This is a genomic window from Mesorhizobium neociceri, from assembly GCF_013520985.1.
Lineage (GTDB): Bacteria > Pseudomonadota > Alphaproteobacteria > Rhizobiales > Rhizobiaceae > Mesorhizobium > Mesorhizobium neociceri.
In genome coordinates, this window is record NZ_JACDTY010000005.1 from 238222 (window position 1) to 260027 (window position 21806).

A 21806-nucleotide genomic window follows, 5' to 3' on the forward strand; every position below is an offset into this window, starting at 1 on the left:
ATCCGTGGATTGAAATCAAGCGCTATTTCTGCAATATTGATTGAACGGACATTCAAAATGAAGTGAAGAACGCCCGCTTTTCAACGCATGGCGCTTCGTTTCGTGTCCGGTAAAAATTACGCTCCAGACCTGCGAGGCAATGATGGCGGCTGCAAGAGACCTAAGAGCGATGGAGATGGCTGGCGACGACGATGCAGTCGAGCTGGCCAAGCGCCATCTTGTCCAGCCCTGGCCCTATGCCGGCTCGGTCGGCAATGAAGCGCGCGCGCTGATCGGCGAGGGCGACGGCATCTACATCACCGACGTCACAGGCAAGCGGCTGATCGACGGGCCGGCCGGCATGTGGTGCATCAATGTCGGCCACCGCCGCGAGGAACTGGCCAGGGTGATGTACGACCAGGCGATGATGCTGTCCTACAACACGCCCTGGTACACGATGAACGCGCCGTCGGCCGAGCTTGCCAAGCGCATCGCCGATCACGCGCCGGGCGATCTCAGCCATACCTTCTTCACCACCGGTGGTTCCTCAGCTGTCGAGACGGCGCTGCGCTTCATGCAATTTTACAACAATGTGCGCGGACGGCCGGAAAAGAAGCTGATCCTCAGCCGCGGCGGCGCCTATCACGGCTCGACCTATCTGTCGGCCTCGCTCAACGGACGGCCGCGCGATCGCGACTGGATGGACGGCGCCGACCATCTGGTGGTCAAACTGTCCTCGCCCGATCCGTTCCGGCGGCCGAAGGGCATGAGCATCGCCGACTTCTGCGATTTCCTGGTCGATCAGTTCCGCGACACGGTCGCCCGCGTTGGGCCTGAGAAGATCGGCGCCTTCGTCGGTGAGCCGGTGCAGGCTTCGGGGGGCGTCGTCGTGCCGCCGGATGGCTATCTCAAGCGCATCCGCGAGATCTGCAGGGACAACGACATCCTCTATGTCTCCGACGAAGTGGTGACCGGCTTCGGCCGGCTCGGCCATGTCTTTGCGTCCGGTGACGTGTTCGGCATCGACCCCGACATGATCACCTTCGCCAAGGGCGTCACATCAGGCTATTTCCCGCTCGGCGGCGTTATCATCTCGGAGCGGCTGCTTCAGGAAATGCGCCGCTCAAACCATCCCGACGCGATGTTCGGCCATGGCCTGACCTATACCAGCCATCCGATCGGCTGCGCGGTGGCGCTGAAGAACCTCGACATCCTCGAAGACAGCGTGCTTGCCCATACGCGCGAGGTCGCGCCCTATTTCCAGGCGCAGCTGAAGACGCTGGAGGACCTGCCGCTGGTCGGCGAAGTCCGCGGCATGGGCCTGATGGGTTGCGTCGAATGCGTCGCCGACCGCGAAAGCAAGGACCCGCTGCAGCTCGACAAGGATGTCGGCAAGCGCATCGACGCGCATTGCCATGAACTCGGCCTTTTGGTGCGGCCGCTGATCAACATGTGCGTGATGTCGCCGCCGCTGATCATTACGCGCGAGCAGATCGACGACATGGTGGCCATCCTGCGCGAAGGCATTTCGCGGACGATGGATGATTTGAGGAAAGAAGGGGTGTGGCAGGGGTGAAGGAGCTAATCTCCCCCCTCGTGGGGGAGATGCCCGGCAGGGCAGAGGGGGGCACTGTCCCGCCGGCCTGTCCGTTCGTAACAACACACTTTAGCTAGTATGGGTGATCGCGAGTAACGAGAGGCTGGCGATCCTTCGCGCCCCCCTTTGTCCTGCCGGACATCTCCCCCACGAGGGGGGAGATTGGCAGCTTCACCATCCGCCTTACACCTGCGACCGCATGGCGTCGTTGAGGTTCCACATGTCCTTTTCCTCAGGCGCCGTCTCCAGGCCCAGAACCGGGATCTGCTTGCGCAGATGGTCATGGTGGGTGCGCACGCCGTATTCGAGGTCGGAGAGGTAAAAACCCTCGAAGGCCTCCGAAATCATGGACTCGTTCGACCACACCGAAAGCTGCACATCCTCGTTCATGGTGTCGCGGTCGATACGGTAGGCGAGGTAGCGCACCGCCGCCTGTTCGCGCGTCTCGTCTGGGTAGCGGTAGATGGCGCCACGCAGCAGCGTCTCACCGGTCGACAGCGGGAACTCCTGGTAGAACTGCACCGATTCCGGCATGATCGACAGCGCGTTGTTGGGGAAGATGCCGTAATAGATCCAGGCCCTGCGCAGGTGCTCCGGCAAATGCGAAGCGTCAGGTGTGAGCTTGATGTATTCGCGCACGCTCCAGCGCCGCCCGGCATGCGGATTGTAGGTGGCGAAGGAACGCGAGACGCCGTTGATGAACGGCTCGTCGAAATAGGTCGCGCCGTAGAGATCCTGCAGCGCCGGATGCGCCATGGCGACGTGGTAGCCTTCATTGTCGACGTCGCGCACCGACTTCCAGTTGACCGGCGACTTCTGCGTCCAGATACCCCAGGATGGCACCATCTCGGCCACATTGTAGTGAGTCATCTCGGCTTCGATCGGCTTCAGCAGTTCGGCCACTGAAGGCTGTGGGCCGCCCTTGCGGAAGCGGATGAAGATTAAGCCCATCCAGATTTCGAGGTCGAGCGGCATCAGGCCGAATTCGGTCTTGTCGAGTTCCGGGAAGGAGCGCGGCCGGGCTGCGCCGCGCAGCGTGCCGTCGAGATTGTAGACCCAGCCATGGAACGGGCAGACCAGCGCATTCTTGCAGGTGCCTTGGCTGTCGGCGACGACGCGGCTGCCGCGATGCCGGCACATATTGTTGAAGGCGCGCACGACGCCGTCCTTGCCGCGCACGATCAGCGCCCGCTCGCCGACCACGTCCATGGTCAGATAGTCGCCGGCATTCGGCACGTCGGAGATATGACCGGCGATCTGCCAATGGTTGCGGAAGACATATTCCTTCTCGAGTTCGAGAAGCGCGTCGGAGTGATAACTCCAACCCGGCAGGCCCCGCCGGTCCCAATCATTGGGGATCGCCACGTCACGGAGGTGCGGGTTCATAAAAAGCTCTTCTTTTGTTGAATACTCATTCAATAAAATCATATTTTGCATTGAAATGCAATGGCTTGTGAAAATCGATCGGTTTCTCGACGATGTAATCGAGCCAGCTCGGAGCCGCTTCGATCGAAGAAAATCCCGGAAAATCCGGGCGTTAACCGGGGTCCTGAAACGGCCGTCCAGCATGCGGATTTGGCCCCGCTGGGCGTGCAAAAGCGACCCTGCTCGGAGACGAAAAAATGCCTGCCGTGCGCAAATTCAATCCGCAGTGTGAGCTTGTTCATAGTTCGACTGGCCAGCAGTAGGCTTTGCTGCGTTCACGGCCCGCCTGTCGTCAACGAATTGATTGCGCGCATGAAACAGCTCCGCAAACGAATCCTGCCGTCGGCACATGCCCGGATATGCCCGGATATGCCCGAGTTTCTTGTTTCAAACCTGTTACGCGGGCAAGCCAAGCGCATCATTCGCCGGTTACCGGGCGCGTTTAAGTTCGTTTAATAAGAAAACGAAGGGGAGCAACAATGTTTACGAAAGCCGAGACTACCAGCAACGAACGGGGCGCCAAACTGGCGCTGCGCCAGCGCGCCAGCGACCATCCGGTCGTGATGTTCTCGATGCTGGGCGCCTGCGCCCTTGCCGTTCTGTTCCTGACGCCGGCTTCCGGTCCGGCCTTTGCTTCGCTCAACCCGCCGGCCAATGTCGTCGAGGGCGCGCCGACCACCATCAAGACCGCCCGGCTGCCAGAGGCGGAAATCGATTTTGCCTGCCAAGGCCAGGCTTGGGGAGCCGAGAGCGCGGACTGCCTGCGCGTCATCGCCGCCCAGTCCGGCGTGCACAAGGCTCGTGCCGTCCGCATGATCGCCAACGCCGCGCCGCTGACCACGACACCCAACGTTTTCTGAACCTCCCGAGCGCTTCCTCCCGCGCTCCTTTTTGGCTCCCGCCGTCCTGCCGGTTGGGAGCCTCTTTTTTTCCGGGTTAGGCGATATTCAGGTGAGGCCGGCCTGCGGATGGCGGCCTCCTGCGCTTCCGGTGCGTACTTAAGTACGCTCCGCTCCGGTTCTCGAAAGCCACCACCCTCGACTCGGCCTGACCTGAATCTCGCCTAACCCTCGGCCCCAGCTTCGGGAAGAGTCAGCCGGCGGCGGCGACCTGGTCGGCTATTGCCGAGAGCACGCCACGGACGTCGAGCGTCGAGAAGGGTTTTTCCAGGATCTGCGGCCGCTGTTGCGCCGGCAACGCCTCGATCTCGGCCTTGGCGCCGATCAGGTCGCCGGTGACCAGCACGAAGCGTTTGGCGAGCGCCGATTTCTCGGCCAGCAATTCGCGGTAGATGGCAATGCCGCTAATGCCGGGCATGCGCAGGTCGGAAAAGACGATGTCGGGTGGCATGTGGCCGGTCAGGGTTGCGGCCGCCGATGTCCAGACCGGCACGATCCGCGACTTGATGCCCATCAATTCCAGGATGTCGGAGAGCGAGCCGGCGACGTCGGGTTCGTCGTCGATAATCAGTGCGTGGCGCAAGCCGCTGGAACGGGCAGGGCTTTCGCCGACCGCGGCTGCGCCGCTGGTGATCGCCGGCAGCTGGATGACGAAGCGCGCGCCGCGCGGCAACACTTCCTCGAACCAGACATTGCCATTGTGCCGCTCGACAATCGATTTCGAGATCGACAGGCCGATGCCGGTGCCGACGCCGACCGGCTTGGTGGTGAAATAGGATTCGAAGATGCGGCCGCGGATCGCCTCCGGAATGCCCGGTCCATTGTCTTCGACTGAAAAGCCGGGATTGCCGCGGTCGCTGCGAAACGTTCGCACCTTGATCAGGCGGTCACCGCCAATACCGGCCAGAGCGTGCTGGGAGTTGATCAGAAAGTTGGCGGCCACTTGCGTCACGTGGTCGGCATCGGCCATCGCCAAGAGCGGGCCGAGCGCAAAATCTGTGTCGATGATAATGCCGCTCGAGCGCGCGCCATAGGCGGTCACTTCGAGTGCGGCGCGGATGACCTGGTTGAGATCGGTTTCGGCCTGGGCAGCGGGGTGCAGGCGCACCATCGACAGGAAGCTCTTGACGATGCGGCCGCAGCGCTCGGCGGCGGCGCGCACTTTTTCGGCGCGCACCTTGGTCTGCGGGTCAGTGGCGAATTCATGCAGCAGCGTCGATTGCGCAACGACCACGGCGAGCGGGTTGTTGAGCTCGTGCGAAACGCCGGCCAGCAGCGAACCCATCGCCGCCATCTTCTCGTTCTGGTGCAGTTTCTCGCGCTGGCGGTTGATCTCTTCCTCGGCGCGCAGTTTGTCGCGCAGGTCGCGGATCGAGCCGAAGATGAGGTGGCGGTCGGCAACCCGCATCTCGGTTGCCGTCAGTTCGATGGGAAACACCTCGCCAGCCGCATTCTGGGTCACCGTCTCCAGTCGCTGGCCAACCATCGGCGCGCCGCGGCCCGACATATATTCGGCCCCCGAGGCGTAGCCTTTGCGGTAATATTCCGGCACCACCGTATCGAGCAGGTCCTTGCCGAGGATGTCGCTGCGCTGGAAGCCGAACATCTTTTCGGCGGCCGGATTGAATTCGATGATCGAGCCGGTCTCGTCGATGACGATGATGGCGTCGAGCGAGGCCTGCAACATGGTGCGGCGGATGACTTCGCTGGCATGGGCGTCCGACGGCGACCGCTCGATGGCGTCGCCGATGGCAAGCGCGATGATGTGCAGCGCAGCCTCCTCCTCGTCGGTCCACTCACGCTCGCTGACGCAGTCATTGACCGCAAGCGTGCCCCACAGATGGCCGTGGGCGAACACCGACACCGACAGGAACGACTTGATGTGCTGCTTTTCGAAATCGGTCCTGAGGAAACCGTCGAGGTTGCGCGTGTGGCCGGCGAAGATCTTGCCTTGCCGCTCGTCCTCCGCAACCCGCTCCAGCAGCGGGTCGTTGTCGACGATCGATTGCATGATCACCGTCGGCGAGGCCAGTTCGCCGCCGAAGCGCGGGTCGATCCAGTAGGCGGCGACCGACTGGGCAAAGCCCTGGCCGGGCAATTCGCGCAGCCTGAACAGAATGCCGCGCTGGCAGTGCATGGCTACGCACAGCGTCTCCAAGATGGTGTCCATCTCGCGCTGCCAGTCGCCGGCCTCGCGCAGCCGGCGAACGACACGCACGGCCGCCATCGCCGCGCCCTGTCGAACGCCCTTCAGGTCCATGCGTGCTGGTTCAGCGGTCATGTCAGCCATCTATATAGGGCCTTGGGTGGTGGGGCTCAGTGCCCGTCGCCGGTCGGAAGCGAGAAGATATAGCCTTCGCCGCGCACGGTGCGCAAAAATTTCGGATTGGCCGGATCGGTTTCGATCTTCTTGCGCAGCCGCATGATGCGGATGTCGACAGCGCGCGACGATTCCGGGTCTTCGACGAAGCCGATCGCCTCGGAGATCGCCGCCCGCGTCAACAGCCGGTTGGCGCGGGTCAGGAAAACCTCCAGCACGTCGAACTCGCTCTTGGCCATGTCGATGACGGCGCCATTGGCGCCGGTAACAAGTCTGCCGTCGAGGTCGGCCTGGAATTGACCGAAGCTCAGCCGGCGCCCGCCATCGGCTTGCGCCTTCGCGGCCTGCGGCGGGCTCGGTTGCGGAACCCGGCGCAGCACGGAGCGGACCCGGGCCAGCACCTCACGCAACTCATAGGGCTTGACGATGTAGTCGTCGGCGCCAAGCTCCAGCCCGACAATGCGGTCGAGCGCGGTGCCGGCGGCCGTGGCATAGATAATGCCGATCGGCATTTTCGAGCGCAGCCAGCGGCCGAGCGACAAGCCATCCTCGCCGGGCATGGCGATGTCGAGAATGGCCAGGTTGAACGCTTCGGTCTCCAGCAAGGTGCGCGCCTCGGCGGCGCTTCCGGCCTGGGTCACATCGTAACCATTGGCGCCGAGATACTCGGCGACTGCGTCCCTGAGATCGGGCTCGTCCTCGACGATGACAATTCGTGCCCGCACTATGGCCTCGCTCCCGCTTTCAGCGGAAAGTAGATTGGGTATAAACATGATGTCCAGCACTCATATGCGGTTGCAGGGGCAGGGGAAGAAAATATGGCTGCACGATCCGTCATCGCGCTGGTTTCCGTCGCCGATGTGGTGGCCGGCGATCTTGCCGACCATCTCGACCGGCGTGGCCATGATGTGCGTGAGGCGCGGCAACCCTGGGAAGCTGAATCCCTGCTCTCGGCCGGAGGCATAGATGTCGTCATCGTCGGCGACAGCGTCAGCCAGGCGGAGGGGCGGGACCTGCTCAGGCGTTATGGCGGCGGCCAGAGCGTGGATGGGAAGGCCGGGCCGGATTTCATCCTGATCTGCCGGCCGGCCGATCTGGTCGACAAGGTGCTGGCGCTCGAGCTCGGTGCCGCTGACGTCGTTGAAAGCCCGCTCAATGTCCGGGAGCTTGCCGCGCGCATTGGCGGCCTGTTGACGCGGCGTGGCAGGTCCGCCCAGGAACTGATCGTGCTGGAAAATGCCACCGTCGATTTGCGGTCGGCCATCGTTATGCACCGCTCGGGTGCGGAAGAGCAGCTGTCGCCTGGTCAGGTGGCGCTGCTGAGGCTGTTTCTGGCCAGCCCGCGCAAGGTGCTGACGCGCGACGACATCATTGCGGCGGCGCCGGCCGAAAACGCGGATGCTTTCGATCGCTCGATCGATTCGCGCATCGTGCGGCTGCGCCGCAAGCTCGACACCGAAACCATCATCACCATACGCGGCGCCGGCTACCGGTTCGACCCGCCGACGCAGCGCGTCGACTAAAGCAATTCCAGGAAAAGTGTGATGCGGTTTTCCGGGGAAAAGCGCGTAGCGCTTTCCCTTGGGAATTGCGTAAAAACCAATAGATAGAGCGGGTCGCCGTTTCCGTGAAACGGTGAACTGCTCTGGGGGCAATAGAAGATTATTTGCCGGTCCACCCAAAACCGCTGCGCAATTTTGGGCGCCATGCATAGGCTTTAGCGCACCACCAGAAGCGATGGTCCCGGCGGCAATTCGCTGGCGACTTCGATTTCGCTGGCGGCATGCGCGCGGTTCTTCAGAAGAACCGTGGCGAGACCGGCAAAGCCGAGCAGGCCTTGTGCGAAGAGCAGCGCCGAAAGCACCGAGGCAGCAGATTTCGTCTTCATTGGTTATCCCCCAAAATCAGAATCGCGGGTACTTCAGGATAAACCCGAAGTGCCCGCGCCGCCCACGGAGCCCCCCGCTGCGGCGCGGGCCTTCGGTCCTCTCGGCAGCAAGTTGCCGGAGGGGCCGCGCATCCACTTCAAACCAAGGCCGACCCGCCAGAAGGCCTTGAGACGGTTGATGCGCAGACTGGAGACAATCCAGACCAAGGCTAGGAACAGCGCGACATGCAGCGTCGAAACCTCACCCGAATTCATGGCCGCCAGTTTCGTCATCGGGGTGCCGGCTACTGTGCCGATGCCGCCGATGACAAGTGCGGCGATGCTTATCCTGAAGAGCCAGGACAGGGTGGTCGATCTGATGCTCATTTTCGTTTGGCGCCGGCTGTTCTCGTTGGGATGACTGTGCCGTTGGCCTGTAACCAGATCATGCCGCCCGCGCCGCGCTTTGTTGCAAGTCGGTTTCGAGCGAGGTCAAACTCCTTTCATATAAGGATATTTGTACTTTCGTTTGGCGGCTGGGATCATGATCGAGATTGAGCCGGGCAGACAGAAAGCACCCCTCGGCTCCTCCCTTGACCGACCTGGCTTGTTAACCAGAGGAAACAGATTCGAAACACAAACGAGCATCAAGCGAAGTCAGCCTGAAACATGACGTTGGGATAAGGCGGTCATCGAATTGACGCCGGCCGGGCCGGCAAAGGGGAGCCATCATGTACAAAGCCATTTCCGCCAAACTCATCAACGTCACCGCCGCCGCAGCCGGCACCGCGCTCCTGCTTGGCGCCGCCAACAGCACGGCGCACGCCGCGGCAAACCAGATCGTGGCGCGTGTTTCGCTGTCGCAACAGACCATGGAAGTGCTGGTCGACGGCCGGCCGACCTTCGCCTGGAAGGTCTCGACCGGTGACAGGGCGCATGTCACGCCGACCGGCTCGTTCAAGCCGACCCGCATGCATGAGATGTGGTATTCGAAGAAATACGACAACGCGCCGATGCCGCATTCGGTGTTCTTCAGCGGTGGCTACGCCGTGCATGCCACCAACGCCATCAAGCGGCTGGGACAGCCGGCGTCGCATGGTTGCGTGCGGCTGCATCCCGACAATGCCGCCGACTTCTACCAGCTGGTCGAAACCTTCGGCCCGACCAACACCAGCATCGTCATCGTCAAGTAGCAGACTGCGGTTGGAGCGGTCGTGAAGTCTGGCCGACGCCGCGCTTCACCGCAGGCTCCCCCGAAGCTCCATCAGGGCTTTGCGGCAATCAATCCAGTCAAAAAAAGAGGCCGGAAGTTTCCGGCGTCTTTTTCTTTGCACTTGGCAGTTCCACGAAGCGCTTAGTCGGCGTGCACCGGCATCAGCTTCGGGTCGGGCTTTTCGGCGTGGTGCGGCAGGTCCTTGCTGGCGATGAAAGTGTAGAACATCGGCACCACGAACAGGGTGAACATGGTTCCGACCAGGATGCCGGTGAAGATCACCAGGCCCATCGAATAGCGCGCCGCGGCACCCGCGCCGCTGGACACGATCAGCGGCACGACGCCGAGCGCCATCGCCGCCGTCGTCATCAGGATCGGCCGCAGGCGCACCTTGGCCGAGGCGACGATCGCATCGCGCCGCCGCATGCCATGCAGCTCGCGCTGCTGGTTGGCGAACTCGACCAGAAGAATGCCGTGCTTGGTGATCAGGCCGATCAGTGTGATCAAGCCAACCTGGGTGTAGATGTTGAGCGTTCCAAGCCCCAGATTGAGCGGCACGATGGCGCCGAAGATCGACAGCGGCACCGCCATCATGATGATCAGCGGGTCGCGGAAGCTTTCGAACTGCGCTGCCAGCACCAGGTAGATGACGATGACGGCGGCCGCGAACGCGATCAGGATCGTGTTGCCCTGCTCCTTTTCCTGCCGGGATTGGCCGGAATAATCGATGAAGAAGGTGTCGGGCAGGCTTTCCTTGGCAAGGTTCTCCAGGGTCTGCAGCCCGTCGCCGGTGGTGACGCCGGGAAGCGGCAGCGCTGATATCGTTGCCGAGTTCAGCTGGTTGAACTGCTCGATCGCGGCCGGCGCGGCGTTGGTCGAAATCTTCACCACCGCCGAAAGCGGCACCATCTCGCCGGTCACGCTGCGCACGAAATATTCGCCGAGCTTCTCGGGATTGTCGCGGAATTCCTGCGGCACCTGCGGGATGATGTCGTAGCTGTTGGAGTCGCGGTCGAACTGCGCCACTTCGGCGCCGCCGACCAGCAGCGTCAGCGTCTGGCCGATGTCGGCGATCGGCAGGTTGAGGGCTGCGGCGCGGTCGCGGTCGATGGTCACCGTCACCTGTGGCGCGTCGAAGGACATCGAGTTCTGCACGACGATGAAGCGACCGGAGGCCTGCGCCTTGTTCTTGATCTGCTCGGCCGCCTCGTAGACCTCGGCGGAACCGCCGGTCGAGCGCACCACCATGGAGATCGGCAGGCCGCCGCCGGAGCCGGGCAGCGTCGGCGGCGCGAAGACGAAGGCCTCGACGCCGGCGACCTTGGCGAGGCGTCCCTGGATGTCGGCCTGAAGCTCCTTTGAATTGCGCTGACGCTCGGCCCAATCCTTGAAGGCGAAGCCGACAAAGGCGCCGTTGGTCGCACCGCCAAAGGCAACGGCTGAGAATTGCGCCCTGGTCTCGGGAATGTCCTTCACCAGGCCGAGGATCTGGTTGACGTAGGTCTCGGTGTAGTCCGAGGTCGCATAGCGCGGTGCCGTTACGATCGACAGCAGGAAGCCCTGATCCTCTTCCGGCGCCAGTTCGCTCGAGGTCTTGGTGAACATGAAGCCGGTGAGCGCCACCAGCGCCACGACCATCAGCAGCGTCACCGGCCGATTTCTCAAGGAGGCGGTGACCGCCCGCTCGTAGACATGCTCGACACGGCTGAAGGTGCCGTCGACGATGCGCTGGAAGCGGCTGTGCGATCCGGCCTTGAGGAGACGTGCGGCCATCATCGGCGTAATGGTGACGGCAATCAGGCCGGACAGCACCACCGAGCCGGCGAGCGTCACTGCAAATTCGCGGAAGAGCGCGCCGGTCAGGCCGCCGGTGAAGGCCAGCGGCGCAAACACGGCAGCGAGCGTGATGGTCATTGCCACGATAGCGGAGAAAATCTCGCGCATGCCGTTGAAGGCCGCCTGCATCGGCGACATGTGGTCTTCCTCCATGTGGCGATGGATGTTTTCCACCACCACGATGGCGTCGTCGACGACAAGGCCGATGGCCAGCACCATGGCCAGCAACGACAGAAGGTTGATCGAATATCCCACAGCAAACAAAAGGAAGCAGACGCCGACCAGCGACAGCGGGATGGTCACGATCGGCATCATCACCGAGCGGAACGAGCCGAGGAATAACAGGATGACCACGACGACGATGGCGACGGCCTCGGCGATGGTCTTGAACACCTCGTCGATCGAGGCGCTGATCTGCTCGGTGGAATCGTAGACGATCTCGATGGTCATGCCTTTCGGCAGCGTGTCCTGGATCAAAGGCACGATCTTGTGGATCGCCTCCGCCGTCGTCAGCGGGTTGGCGGCCGGCGTCGGGAAGATGGCGAGGAAGGTGCCGGGTTTGCCATTGAAGCTCACCCTCGTGTCGGTGCTCTCGGCGGCAAGTTCGACGCGCGCGACGTCGCGCAACCGAACCACCTGGCCGTCGGTCGAACGCAGCGGAAGCTCGGCAAAAGCCTCCGGTGTCTGCAGCGTCGAGCGAACGGTGATCGAGGACACGACATATTCGTTCTGGGTGTTGCCGGGCGCCGACAGGAAGTTGGAGTTGTTGATCGCAGTCAGCACTTCGGCCGCGGTGACGCCGCGCGCAGCGAGCTTGATCGGGTCGATCCAGACGCGCATCGAATATTCCTCGGCGCCGAAGATCTGCACGTCGGCGACACCTTCCACCGTCGAGATGCGCGGCCGAACGACCCGCTCGATATACTCTGTGAGCTGCTCCTTCGTCATGTTCGGATTCTGCATCGAGATGTACATCATCGCGAACTCTTGACCGGTGCCCTTGACGATAACCGGGTCCTTCGAGGCGTCAGGCAAGGTGCCGCGCACGCCCTGCACCTTCGACAGCACCTCGGTCAGCGCGACATCGGGGTTGGAGCCGAGCTTCATCTGGACGACCACGGTGCTCGAAGACGGCCGGCTCGACGAGGTGACGTAGTCGATGTTCTCGGTCGATGCGACGGCACGCGCGATCGGGGCGGAGATGAAGCCCTGGATCAGGTCGGCGCTGGCGCCGGGATAGGCGGTCGTGATGGTGATCGCCGTCTCGTCGACCTTGGGATATTGCCGGATCGACAGGTTGAAGATGCCCTGGAAACCCAGGAGCAGGATCATGCAGGCGAGGACGGTGGAGAGAACCGGCCGGCGAATGAAGATGTCGGAAAAGTTCATTGCTGAGCCTGCTGGTTCGCCGACTTGCTGGGGTCAATGGTGTTGTCGACCGCAACGGACATGCCGTTGAAGAGACGGTTCTGACCGGCGGTGACGACCTCGTCGCCGGCCTTGATGCCTTCCACGATCTCGACCATGCCATCGTTGCGGCGGCCGGGCTTCACGAACACCTGCGACAGCACAAGCGCCGGCTTCTCCTCTTCAGCCGGCTTGCCGGCATCGGCAGCGTCCTTGTCGGCGGGCTTGTCCGTGGACTCCGCCGCGTCGGCGGTGGGCTTGGCGGCCTCGGCCTGCGGCTTTGCAGTATCGTCGGCCGGTTTGTCGGCCGCCGGCTTCTGGTCCTCGGCCTTGGCCGGCGGAGCTGCGCCCGCCTCAGCTGGCTTCGCCGGCAGGACGACAAAGACGAAGTCGCCATAGAGGCTCGACGTCAATGCCGTCTGCGGCAAGGACAGGATATTTTTCTCCCGCGGCAGCTCGACGCGAACCTGGACGAACTGGCCGGGCGTCAGCTTGCCGTCAGGGTTGGCGACCTCGCCGCGGACGGACACCAGGCGGCTCGAAGCGTCGATCTTGGGGTCGATGCCGCGAACGGCGCCGGCAAACGGCATGTCGGCGCCGCCGCCGCTGCCGCCGAGGCCGAGCCGCACCGTCTGGCCGATCTCGAGCAGTGGCAACTGCTGTTCGGGCACCGAGAAATCGACCCGCATGGTGTCCAGATCCTGCAAGGTCACCACCGCGTTTCCGGGCGAGAGATATTGGCCGAGGTCGATCTTGGGTATGCCGACAGTGCCGGCGAACGGCGCCGTCAACTGCTTCTGATCAAGCACGGCCTGCAGCTTGTTGACCTGCGCGGCGGAGGCCGATGCAGCCGCCTGCGCGGTGTCGAGCGTGGCGTCCGTGCCGACGCCGCGCCGCTGCAGTTCCAGCGCGCGTTCCAGCGCCGTCTGGTCGGATACGGATTGCGCCTTGGCCGCCACGAGATCGGCACGTTCGACGGCGTCATCGAGTTGTAGCAGGACAGAATCAACGGGCACCTTCTGGTTGGCATGGAAAAGGATGTCCTTGACGATGCCGCTGGTCTCGACGGTCAGGTCGACGCCGCGCACGGCGCGCACCGTGCCGATCGCCTCGACGCCCGGCGTCCAGTCGGAAGGCTTGACCACAACCGTCGACACGGTGGTCGCCGGCGGCTTCATGGTGGCGAAATACTGTTTGATGGCGCTGTCACGGAACAGGTTGAAACCGACAACGCCGACGCACACCAGAGCGAGCAGGAGCAGAATTGCTATGATGGAGATGATGCGCTTCACGAATTGCCCCCTAGGCCGGTGTCAGGCAAAATAGCCGAATAACGGGACGCGACGGCAGGTCCCGATTACAAATGACGGCGAACTTACTGTACCGTCTGGACGGTCTTGTCAATTCCGCCTAGGCTCCTGTGGGGGAAGGGACCGATGAAGACCCGAAGGGCAAATTCGCGCGACAAGATACTCGCTGCCGCCGCCGATGTAGCACGCGAGGCAGGCCCCGGCAGCCTGTCGCTGGATGCCGTCGCCAGCCGCGCCGGCGTGTCGAAAGGCGGCTTGCTTTACAACTTTCCGACCAAGGCCAAATTGATGCAGGGCCTGGTGGAGAATTACCTGCGCGCCTTCGAGCTGGCGCTGGAATCGGGCCGGGTCGCCGGCGCCAGCGGCGAGAGCCTGCTTGCCACCTATATCCGGCTTTCAGCGGATGATTGCGAGGAGCCGAAACCGACGGCCTCGTGGATGTTCTCGGCGATCGCCGAGGATCCGGATTTCCTGACGCCGATAAAAGCCTTCAAGTCGCAGCTTCTGCAGCGGCTGAAGAGCGAGACGCCGGACCTCAAGGCGCTGCTGGTCTGCTTCCTGGCCATCGAAGGGCTGCGCAGCATGAACCTCTTCGATTCCGACGTGCTGTCCGCCGACGAACGCCGCTTGCTCGTATCGGCCCTGCTGGAGATTGCTGGTTAACTCAGGGCTTCGTGGCTGCCGGTGCGGCGTCGAAAGACAGCTGGCATCGCTGGCCGGCGGGGATCAAGTCGTCCGGATTGGCGAGTTCAAGGCGTACGCCGAAGGTGCCGCTGGCTGCATCGAACACCTTGTCCACCACGGTGACGAAGGCGTCGCGGCGCTTGTGGTCAGGTTGGTCGAGAACGACGCCGCCATGCGAACCGACGATGATCTTTCCCCACAGGGTGACCGGCACATAGGCTTCGACATAGAGTGGATCGATCTGCACGATTGTCATGATCGGGCTGTCCTGGCGCACGAACTCGCCGGCGCGCAGGCTCTGCTCGGCGACGAACCCTTTGATCGGGCTGCGGATGCTTTGCCGGTCGAGCAATGCCTGCTGGCGCCGAAGCTGGATCCCGGCCAGCAGCATCTTGCGCTTCTCGGTGTCGAGGTCGCGCTTGGCGATCTCGACGGTGGCCTGCAACTCCTCGACCTTCGAGGTGGCGACGGAACCGGAGTTCACCAGTTTCTTCGAGCGCGCCAGATCAGCTTCGGCAAGCGTCAGCCGTGTCTGCTGCGCCTGCATCGCTTCGTCGGCTTCAGCCTGCGCCTGCGCCAGCGCGACATTGGCCTCCTCGACCGTCGATTCCAGCCGCGCCACAACATCGCCTGGCTTGACGCGGGCGCCGCGGCCGACATCGACCGAGGCCAGCAACCCGGTGACCGGGCTGCCGACCTGAACGCGCTGCGTCGGCTCAGCCAGGCAGTCGAACGTCATCTCCTCGGCGCTCGCGGCCGAGGCGGCGAGAGAGAGGATGACGGTGGCCATAGCTGCGATCGGCTTCATAGGGTCATGCTTCATGGTTCACGTTGCTCACTCCGGGCGGCCGGAGAAGGCAAGGGTGCGGCTCTGTCTTTCGTCGGAGCGCAAGAGGTCGTTGCGCATACCGGCGTGAACGCGTTCGGCACGGCGTTGCGCATGGCGCAGCAGCCAGCGCGACGGACCCTCGCCAAGGATAGGTGCGGCCGCGCGGCACAATGTCTTCAGCGGCCGGCTGGCGGCGAAATCGACAAGCGCGTCATCGAGCGACAGGATCGCCTGGAAGCAGCCGGGCTGGCCTTGCCGGCCGCTGCGGCCGGCAAGCTGGTCGTCGATGCGCCGCGCCTCGTGCCGCTCCATCATGATGACATGCAAGCCGCCGAGCTCCTCGACGCCGTCGGCGAGATGGATGTCGGTGCCGCGTCCTGCCATGTTGGTGGCGACGGTGATGCGGCCGAGTTCGCCGGCCTGGGCGACGACGGCGGCCTCGGTGCTGTCCTGTGCTGCGCTCAGCACAAGGTGCGGAAGCCCGGCGCGGTCAAGATGCTCGCTGGCCACCATAGAGCAGGCGACCGAGCCGGTGCCGACCAGAACCGGCACGCCCTTGGCATGCAGCTCGGCAATGCGCTTGACCGCAACCCGCCACTTTGCCTCTTCATCCGGCAGCACCCGGTCGACCAGATTTTTGCGCTGCCTGGGCCGGTGCGTCGGGATCGTCACCACCGGCAGCCGGTAGACGTTCCAGAATTCGCGCGCCACCTGGCGTGCCGTTCCGGTCATGCCGGACAGATGGCCGTAGCGGCGGAAGAAGCGCTGATAGGTCATGCGCGCGATGGTGGTGCGCCGCGCCGAAGGCTTGCAGCTTTCCTTGACCTCGATCATCTGGTGCAGGCCGTCGGTCCAGGCGCGGTCAGGCATCAGCCGGCCGGTGTGCTGGTCGATGATCTGCACCTTGCCGTCGCGTACCAGATATTCCTCACCGCGATGAAAAAGATGCAATGCCGACAGCGCCTGGCGGGCAAACTCCTCGCGCACGATGACGCCGCGCCATTCCTTGCCATGTGCTTCAGCGAAGTCGGCGATGCGCTCGCGGCCGGCATCGGTCAGCACAACGCGCTTTTGTTCGCTGAGCATGTGGTAGTCGGTGCCTGCCTCGAGCATGGCTGCAAGCTCGAGCGCCTCTTGCGCGGCTTCGGCCGAAATCTCGCCCTTGGCTTCGCCGGAGATGACCAGCGGCGTGCGCGCTTCGTCGACGAGCACGCTGTCGGCTTCGTCGACGATGGCGAAATGCAGGCCACGCAGGCGCAGTTTCGTCAGCCGCGGCGTCTCGTCCTGCAAGCCTTCGATCTTCAGCCGCAGATTTCCGTCGCGCTGGCCAAGAACGATGCGGTCGCGCAGATAGTCGAAGGCCAGCTCCTTGTTGGTACAGTAGGTGATGTCGGCCCGGTAGGCGGCCTGCCGTTCCTGCATCGATTGCCCACCTATGACGACGCCGACCGACAGCCCCAGCGCATCATAGATCGGCTGGGTGAGTTCGGCGTCGCGCTTGGCTAGGTAGTCGTTGACGGTGACGACATGCACCGGCATGCCGGCAAGGGCGGCGGTGCCGGCGGCAAGGGCTGCCGTCAGCGTCTTGCCTTCGCCGGTCGCCATCTCGGCGAGATAGCCGCGGATCATCGCGTAGGCGCCGATCATCTGTACGGGGTAATGGCGCCGGCCACTGAGGCGCGCCGAAAGTTCGCGGATGACGGCAAAGCATTCGGCGACGATGGCTTCGGGAAAGCCGCGCTTGCGTCTCAGCGACAGCGATATCTGTCTTGCCCGCAGGCGCAGCGCCTCGTTGGACAGCGCCCGCATCTCGGTGTCGAAGGCATCTGCCTTGGGCACGATATCGGCCAGCCGGCGGGCGCGGCGCGAAGCACCCGCCACCACGCCGAAGGCCAGGATGCGCGAAGCATAGTCGTCGAGCGGCGCTTTCTTGATGTATTCCCGCTCGGCGTAGAGAACCGGCAGCGGCGGCCTGACCAAAGCGGCGTCAGACATTGAAGCGGCTCAGGAAAGTCTGGCGCACGCTGCGCACCCAGCGCCAGATCAGCGGCTCGCTGCCATGGCCGAAGCGGACGAAGACGCGGCTGCCGAGCAGCAGGTGCTTTTCGGCGCGCTCCGGCGCGACGTCGAACACGAACAGCCCTTCCAGCGTGCGCGGCTTGTCGCCGGCCTGGCCGCCGGAGCGCATCGCCACGGTGCCGCCGCCCTCGACGGAAAGCGCCAGGCTCGGCAGATCGAACTGTGCGGCCGGAACCTCGCGGCTGATATGGGCCGGCACCGGCGCGCCGGTCTCGCCGGCGTAGCGGACGTCGACGCTGTCGGTGCGGGCGCGCACGAGGTCGACTTCGCTCTGCGGCACGATCACCCTCAACTGCGGCGTTGCGCTGGACACGACATAGCCGACCAGGTCGCCCTGGTTGAGGAAGCGTCCCGGCAGGTTCGCGGCCTTCGGCAGGATGAAGCGGCCGGCATCGTGGGCGCTGACCACCAGCCCGTCGCGACGTTGCTTCACCGAGGCGAGCACGCCGTCCATGTTCTTGATCTGCTCGAGGACGACGTCGGCCTCGACGCGGTCGGAAAACCGCACCGCCTCGTAGCGCAGTTGCAATTCGTGCCGCTGCGCCTCGATCAGCGCGACGCGGCCGCTGATGCCGGGATCTTCCAGCCGCAGCAGCGGCGTTCCCGCCGATACCATCGAATCCGGCGGGCTGAGGATCTCGGCAACGATGCCCGCTGTGTCGGCTCGCACTTCGGCGCGGTCGGGTATCCAGACGACACCCTGTGCCACCGTTCCGTAGGGCATGGGCACGAACAGGATCAGCGTCGCCAGTCCGGCGACAGCGGTGCCGACCAGCGTTATGGCGCGGCCACGCTGGCCCTGTAGGCGCGGCGTCGTGGTCAGGAACTTCAAGCCCTTGAAGACCGGCATCACCACGGTACCGAAGACGGTGAATAGTGCCAGCAAGGTGCCGATGAAGAACAGCTTGGTGGCGACCAGCAGCGCGATGGTGAGGCTGAGCATGATGCGGTAGCAGAAAGACAGCACGGCATAGCCAAACAACCATTTGCGCTCGCCCGGCGCCGAGGCTGGATTGTCGATGTTGGCGATGCCCAGGCAATAGCGCTGCACCAGGTACCAGAAATAGCGGTTGGCGCGGGTGCCGAGATTGGGAACCTCGATCAGGTCGGCGAAGATGTAATAGCCGTCGAAACGCAGCAGCGGATTGCCGTTGAAGAACAGCGTCGAGACGCCGCCGATCACCATGACGTTGAAGGCTGCGGCGCGCGCCAGGCCGGGCTCGGCGTTGACCCAGAAGATCATGGCGGCAGCGGCCAGCGCGAACTCGACCATGATGCCGGCGCTGCTGACGACGATGCGGCGCCATTTCTCGCGAAACGCCGTCGACGAGGTGGCGTCGACATAGGGCGCCGGCACGAAGATGAGCAGCATTATGCCGACTTCGTGCACCGCGCCACCCCAGGCCTTGGTGGCATAGGCGTGGCCGGCCTCGTGGAATGTCTTGACCAGCGGATAGATGGCGATGATCAAAGCGACGTTGCCGGCGCTGAGCAGGCGGTCCGATGCGTCGGAGGTAAGCTCAGCCCAGTGCAGCACCGCCAGCGCGATGCCGGTTCCGACCAGCGCCAGCCAGGCGAGCAGCCCATAGACGGTGAACAGCGGCCGCACCAGCGGCATGGTAAGATCGAGCCAGCGGTCGGGATCGAACAGCGGCAGGCGCAGCGCCATCGGGTTGCGCAACCTGTTCATCACCTCATTGCGCGCCTGCTTGGCCGAGCGGTCGCTCAGTTCCTGGAAATCGGGCGGCAGTTCGCCCTGCAGAAGGTCGGACGCATGCAGTTCGGCCAGCAGATGGATGGCTTCGTCCTGCGTCGGCGGATCGTCGCCGGCGCGGCGTCCGACGAGATCCCAGATTTCGTGCAGCGTGCGCCGGCCGTCCATCAGCGAGATCATCAGATTAGCCGATGCCGACAGGCGGTGGAAACGTCCGGTCTGGTGGTCCTGCAAGACGTACCAGATCTCGCCGCGGAATTTCTGCCGGTGGATTTCAGCGTGCCGGCGCAATCTCAGCTTAAGCTCGGCGACGCGGTACCAGGACGGGCTGAACAGCGACTTAGCCATGTCAGCACCAGGCTACTCGTGACACGGGCTGGCTCATGGTCACGGCATCCAGCGCCAGCTGGCCAGGCGCCACCACTCGATCACCGGCCGCATCCATATCGAGACCAGCCGGCGCTCGTCGATCGCGATTTTGGCGACGCCGATCATACCGGGGCGCAGCCGCGGCGATGCCTTGGTCAGGCTGCCCTCGACCTGGAAGAGGTTCTTGCCGTCCTTGGCCTGCGCAACCGGCGTGATCTTGCCGATGACGACATCGAAATGCTCTTCCGGCAGCGAGGCGAAGATGACTTCTCCCGTCTGGCCTTCGCTGACGTCGGCGATCTGGCGCTCGTCGACTTGCATGACAACACGGTAGTCGGTCAGTGGTGCGATTTCGTAAAGCAACTCGCCGCGGCTGACCGAGCCGCCGATGCGCTGGCTGAGGTCGCCGGAGACGATGAGGCCGTCGAACGGCGCCACGATCCGGGTGCGGGCGATCTGTTCGTCGATCAGCTTGAGCTGCGCGTCGGCCTGGTCGATCTGGCTCTTGACGACATTGATGGTGGCCGGCTGGCGGGTCGCCAGCGCCTTGTCGTATTCAAAGCTGTATTGCTGGCGCTGGGTTGCCCAGCGCAGACGCTCGAGCGCCAGTTCACGGTCCTCGAGCGTCGCCAGTTCGTCGCCGGATTTGACCACATCGCCGGCGCGCGCCTTGGCCTCCTGGATGAAGCCGTCATAGGAAGAGATGACGGCGCGGCGGACCGAACCTTCGATCTGGGCGTCGGCATTGACGCGGTAGGTATCGGTGGCGAAGTAGCCGAAGGCGGCGGCTGCCGCCAGGGCGATCGCAGCGAGCTTGCGCCCGGTATAGCCTGGCCCGAGTAACCGCTTGACCTGTTGCCACAGCGATTCCGCGGCCTTGGTGATCAGCCAGCGATCGTTCAGCCGTTTCTCATTGAGGATCGGACCGATGGCGGTGGCGATCATGTCGAGGATCTGCGCGATCTCGGCCTCGAAAGCGTGGCCGTGCCGGCGTTCGAAGGTGACGGCGCCGATGAAGGCATCGACGACGAACATTGGTACGGTGAGAACCTGTCCGCCATGCTGGAGCCGGGAGACCTCACCATGAGCGTGGGTGGCAATCGGTTCGTCGGCGCGGGTCGGATAGAGGATCGAGCAGCGCTGGTCGATGGCCTCGTCCATGGCCGCGCCAATAGCGCGCACGAGGCCCATCTGGCGGCCAAATTGCGCGGTGTGCGAAATGGCGGCGACGCGGGCCGCACCGCGGCGGACAAAGCCGATACTGACGCGGGCGCAGTCGAAGCGAATGGCCAGCTCGGTAGCGGCCGCCATGCAAGCGGGACCGAAGCGCTGGTGATCGAGAACCGACGCGATCAGGTCGAGCGTGGCGCGCGAACGGTCGAGCTGGCGCACATTGGTGCTGGCGCGCTGGCCGCGCAGATGGTCGCGCAGCCAGGCCGAGCCCCACTGGATCTGGCGGATAGCGGCCCGCATCGCGTCCTTGGCCTGCGACTGCTTGGCGACGTCGATGCCGACCGCGACCACGGCGATGATGGTATCATCAAGCAGGACCGGAAAGGCGACCGACGGCCTGGCGCCGGACTCGGCGGTGGCGCCACGCGCCACGGCGCGGCGTTCGGTGAGCGCCAGTTCGGTCGTGGCCTTAAGGTCGGCGGCTTCGTCACCAACTTCGGGCCACGCCGACAAAAGCCGGAACCCGCCCGGCGCCTCGACGCGCACGATGCCCTTCGTCGCGCCGGGGATCATGCTGCATTGCAAGGCGAGCCAGGCGGTTGCGAGGTCTTCGGACGTGCCTGCTTCGGAAAGCCGCTTCCAGAGCGCCGGCGCCAGCAGCGTCAAGGAGCTGGCGGACGAGGCATCCTCCGCCATGCCTGCATCGTCGCTCTGCGTGACTTTGGCCATTTTCCGGGCAGCTACTCGACGATGAGGGACCCGTAGCGGGATTCATGTTCGCGCAGCACACCGCCGAGCACGGTCCACAGGCGCTTGGCCGCGAGCGGCGTCAGGATGATGCGATTGGACAGTTCCACCGAAACCGAGCCGCCGTCCTCGACGTTCCAGGTGCGGTTGGTACCGAAAAACAGATCGACCTGCTCGCGCGTGCCTTGAACGTTGACGACGTTGGCGAAATGGGTAGCCATCTGGTCTTCCAGCCACTGGACGCCCTTGCGCTCGGTGTTCTTGTCTGGCGCTGCAGATTTTGCCGCCTTTGCCGATGCTGCTGCCTTGGCCATTTGTTCTCCCACACTTTGTCGCCGTTGCCTGAAAACCGCGGCCG

At 63.9% G+C, this 21806-nt stretch carries 17 protein-coding genes; 5 read left to right on the forward strand and 12 right to left on the reverse strand.

Annotated features, from left to right (window positions below):
- Positions 1-142: 142 nt before the first annotated feature.
- Positions 143-1555, forward strand: a complete 1413-nt coding sequence (locus tag H0241_RS13510; protein ID WP_181058118.1) for an aminotransferase — start codon at positions 143-145, stop codon at positions 1553-1555.
- Between the two features lie 204 nt (positions 1556-1759).
- Here H0241_RS13510 and H0241_RS13515 read toward each other — a convergent pair whose 3' ends face one another.
- Positions 1760-2962: an aromatic ring-hydroxylating oxygenase subunit alpha gene (locus H0241_RS13515; protein WP_181058120.1), complete on the reverse strand. Its 1203-nt coding sequence runs from the start codon at positions 2960-2962 to the stop codon at positions 1760-1762.
- 518 nt (positions 2963-3480) lie between these two features.
- On the opposite strand from H0241_RS13515, the gene H0241_RS13520 reads away from it, so the two are divergent.
- Positions 3481-3861, forward strand: a complete 381-nt coding sequence (locus H0241_RS13520) for a hypothetical protein (RefSeq protein ID WP_181058122.1) — start codon at positions 3481-3483, stop codon at positions 3859-3861.
- Between the two features lie 232 nt (positions 3862-4093).
- Here the strand turns inward: H0241_RS13520 and H0241_RS13525 are convergent, their stop codons facing one another.
- Positions 4094-6181 (reverse strand): PAS domain S-box protein, encoded by a 2088-nt coding sequence (locus H0241_RS13525; protein ID WP_181058124.1) that lies wholly within the window; start codon positions 6179-6181, stop codon positions 4094-4096.
- 35 nt (positions 6182-6216) lie between these two features.
- A complete protein-coding gene (locus H0241_RS13530) occupies positions 6217-6993 on the reverse strand; it encodes a response regulator (protein WP_181058126.1) in 777 nt (258 codons plus the stop codon).
- A gap of 45 nt (positions 6994-7038) precedes the next feature.
- Here H0241_RS13530 and H0241_RS13535 point away from each other — a divergent pair, with 45 nt between their 5' ends.
- On the forward strand, positions 7039-7743 hold the full coding sequence (locus H0241_RS13535; protein WP_181058128.1) for a response regulator transcription factor: 705 nt from the start codon (positions 7039-7041) through the stop codon (positions 7741-7743).
- 194 nt (positions 7744-7937) lie between these two features.
- Here the strand turns inward: H0241_RS13535 and H0241_RS13540 are convergent, their stop codons facing one another.
- On the reverse strand, positions 7938-8108 hold the full coding sequence (locus tag H0241_RS13540; protein ID WP_181058130.1) for a hypothetical protein: 171 nt from the start codon (positions 8106-8108) through the stop codon (positions 7938-7940).
- A gap of 33 nt (positions 8109-8141) precedes the next feature.
- A complete protein-coding gene (locus H0241_RS13545; protein ID WP_181058132.1) occupies positions 8142-8474 on the reverse strand; it encodes a hypothetical protein in 333 nt (110 codons plus the stop codon).
- 344 nt (positions 8475-8818) lie between these two features.
- On the opposite strand from H0241_RS13545, the gene H0241_RS13550 reads away from it, so the two are divergent.
- A complete protein-coding gene (locus H0241_RS13550; protein WP_181058134.1) occupies positions 8819-9280 on the forward strand; it encodes a L,D-transpeptidase in 462 nt (153 codons plus the stop codon).
- A gap of 161 nt (positions 9281-9441) precedes the next feature.
- Here H0241_RS13550 and H0241_RS13555 read toward each other — a convergent pair whose 3' ends face one another.
- Positions 9442-12525 (reverse strand): efflux RND transporter permease subunit, encoded by a 3084-nt coding sequence (locus H0241_RS13555; RefSeq protein WP_181058136.1) that lies wholly within the window; start codon positions 12523-12525, stop codon positions 9442-9444.
- Positions 12522-13835, reverse strand: coding sequence for an efflux RND transporter periplasmic adaptor subunit (locus tag H0241_RS13560; RefSeq protein ID WP_181058138.1), 1314 nt, complete (start codon positions 13833-13835; stop codon positions 12522-12524). The genes H0241_RS13555 and H0241_RS13560 overlap by 4 nt, the downstream gene beginning before the upstream one ends.
- 144 nt (positions 13836-13979) lie before the next feature.
- Between H0241_RS13560 and H0241_RS13565 the strand changes: the two genes are divergently transcribed.
- Positions 13980-14516, forward strand: coding sequence for a TetR/AcrR family transcriptional regulator (locus H0241_RS13565; RefSeq protein WP_112619196.1), 537 nt, complete (start codon positions 13980-13982; stop codon positions 14514-14516).
- Between the two features lies 1 nt (position 14517).
- Here the strand turns inward: H0241_RS13565 and H0241_RS13570 are convergent, their stop codons facing one another.
- The 5 genes from H0241_RS13570 to H0241_RS13590 are packed head-to-tail and all read right to left on the reverse strand — an operon-like array spanning position 14518 to position 21762.
- Entirely contained in the window at positions 14518-15360 is an 843-nt protein-coding gene (locus H0241_RS13570) for an efflux RND transporter periplasmic adaptor subunit (protein WP_181058140.1), read from the reverse strand.
- 12 nt (positions 15361-15372) lie between these two features.
- On the reverse strand, positions 15373-17361 hold the full coding sequence (locus tag H0241_RS13575; protein WP_181058142.1) for a preprotein translocase subunit SecA: 1989 nt from the start codon (positions 17359-17361) through the stop codon (positions 15373-15375).
- Complete coding sequence (locus H0241_RS13580) at positions 17354-19507, reverse strand: PqqD family peptide modification chaperone (protein ID WP_181058143.1); 2154 nt, start codon at positions 19505-19507, stop codon at positions 17354-17356. Before H0241_RS13580 ends, H0241_RS13575 begins: the two co-directional genes overlap by 8 nt.
- A gap of 39 nt (positions 19508-19546) precedes the next feature.
- On the reverse strand, positions 19547-21430 hold the full coding sequence (locus tag H0241_RS13585; RefSeq protein WP_235984262.1) for an efflux RND transporter periplasmic adaptor subunit: 1884 nt from the start codon (positions 21428-21430) through the stop codon (positions 19547-19549).
- An 11-nt stretch (positions 21431-21441) separates the two neighbouring features.
- Complete coding sequence (locus H0241_RS13590) at positions 21442-21762, reverse strand: DUF3467 domain-containing protein (protein WP_181058145.1); 321 nt, start codon at positions 21760-21762, stop codon at positions 21442-21444.
- Between the last annotated feature and the right edge of the window lie 44 nt (positions 21763-21806).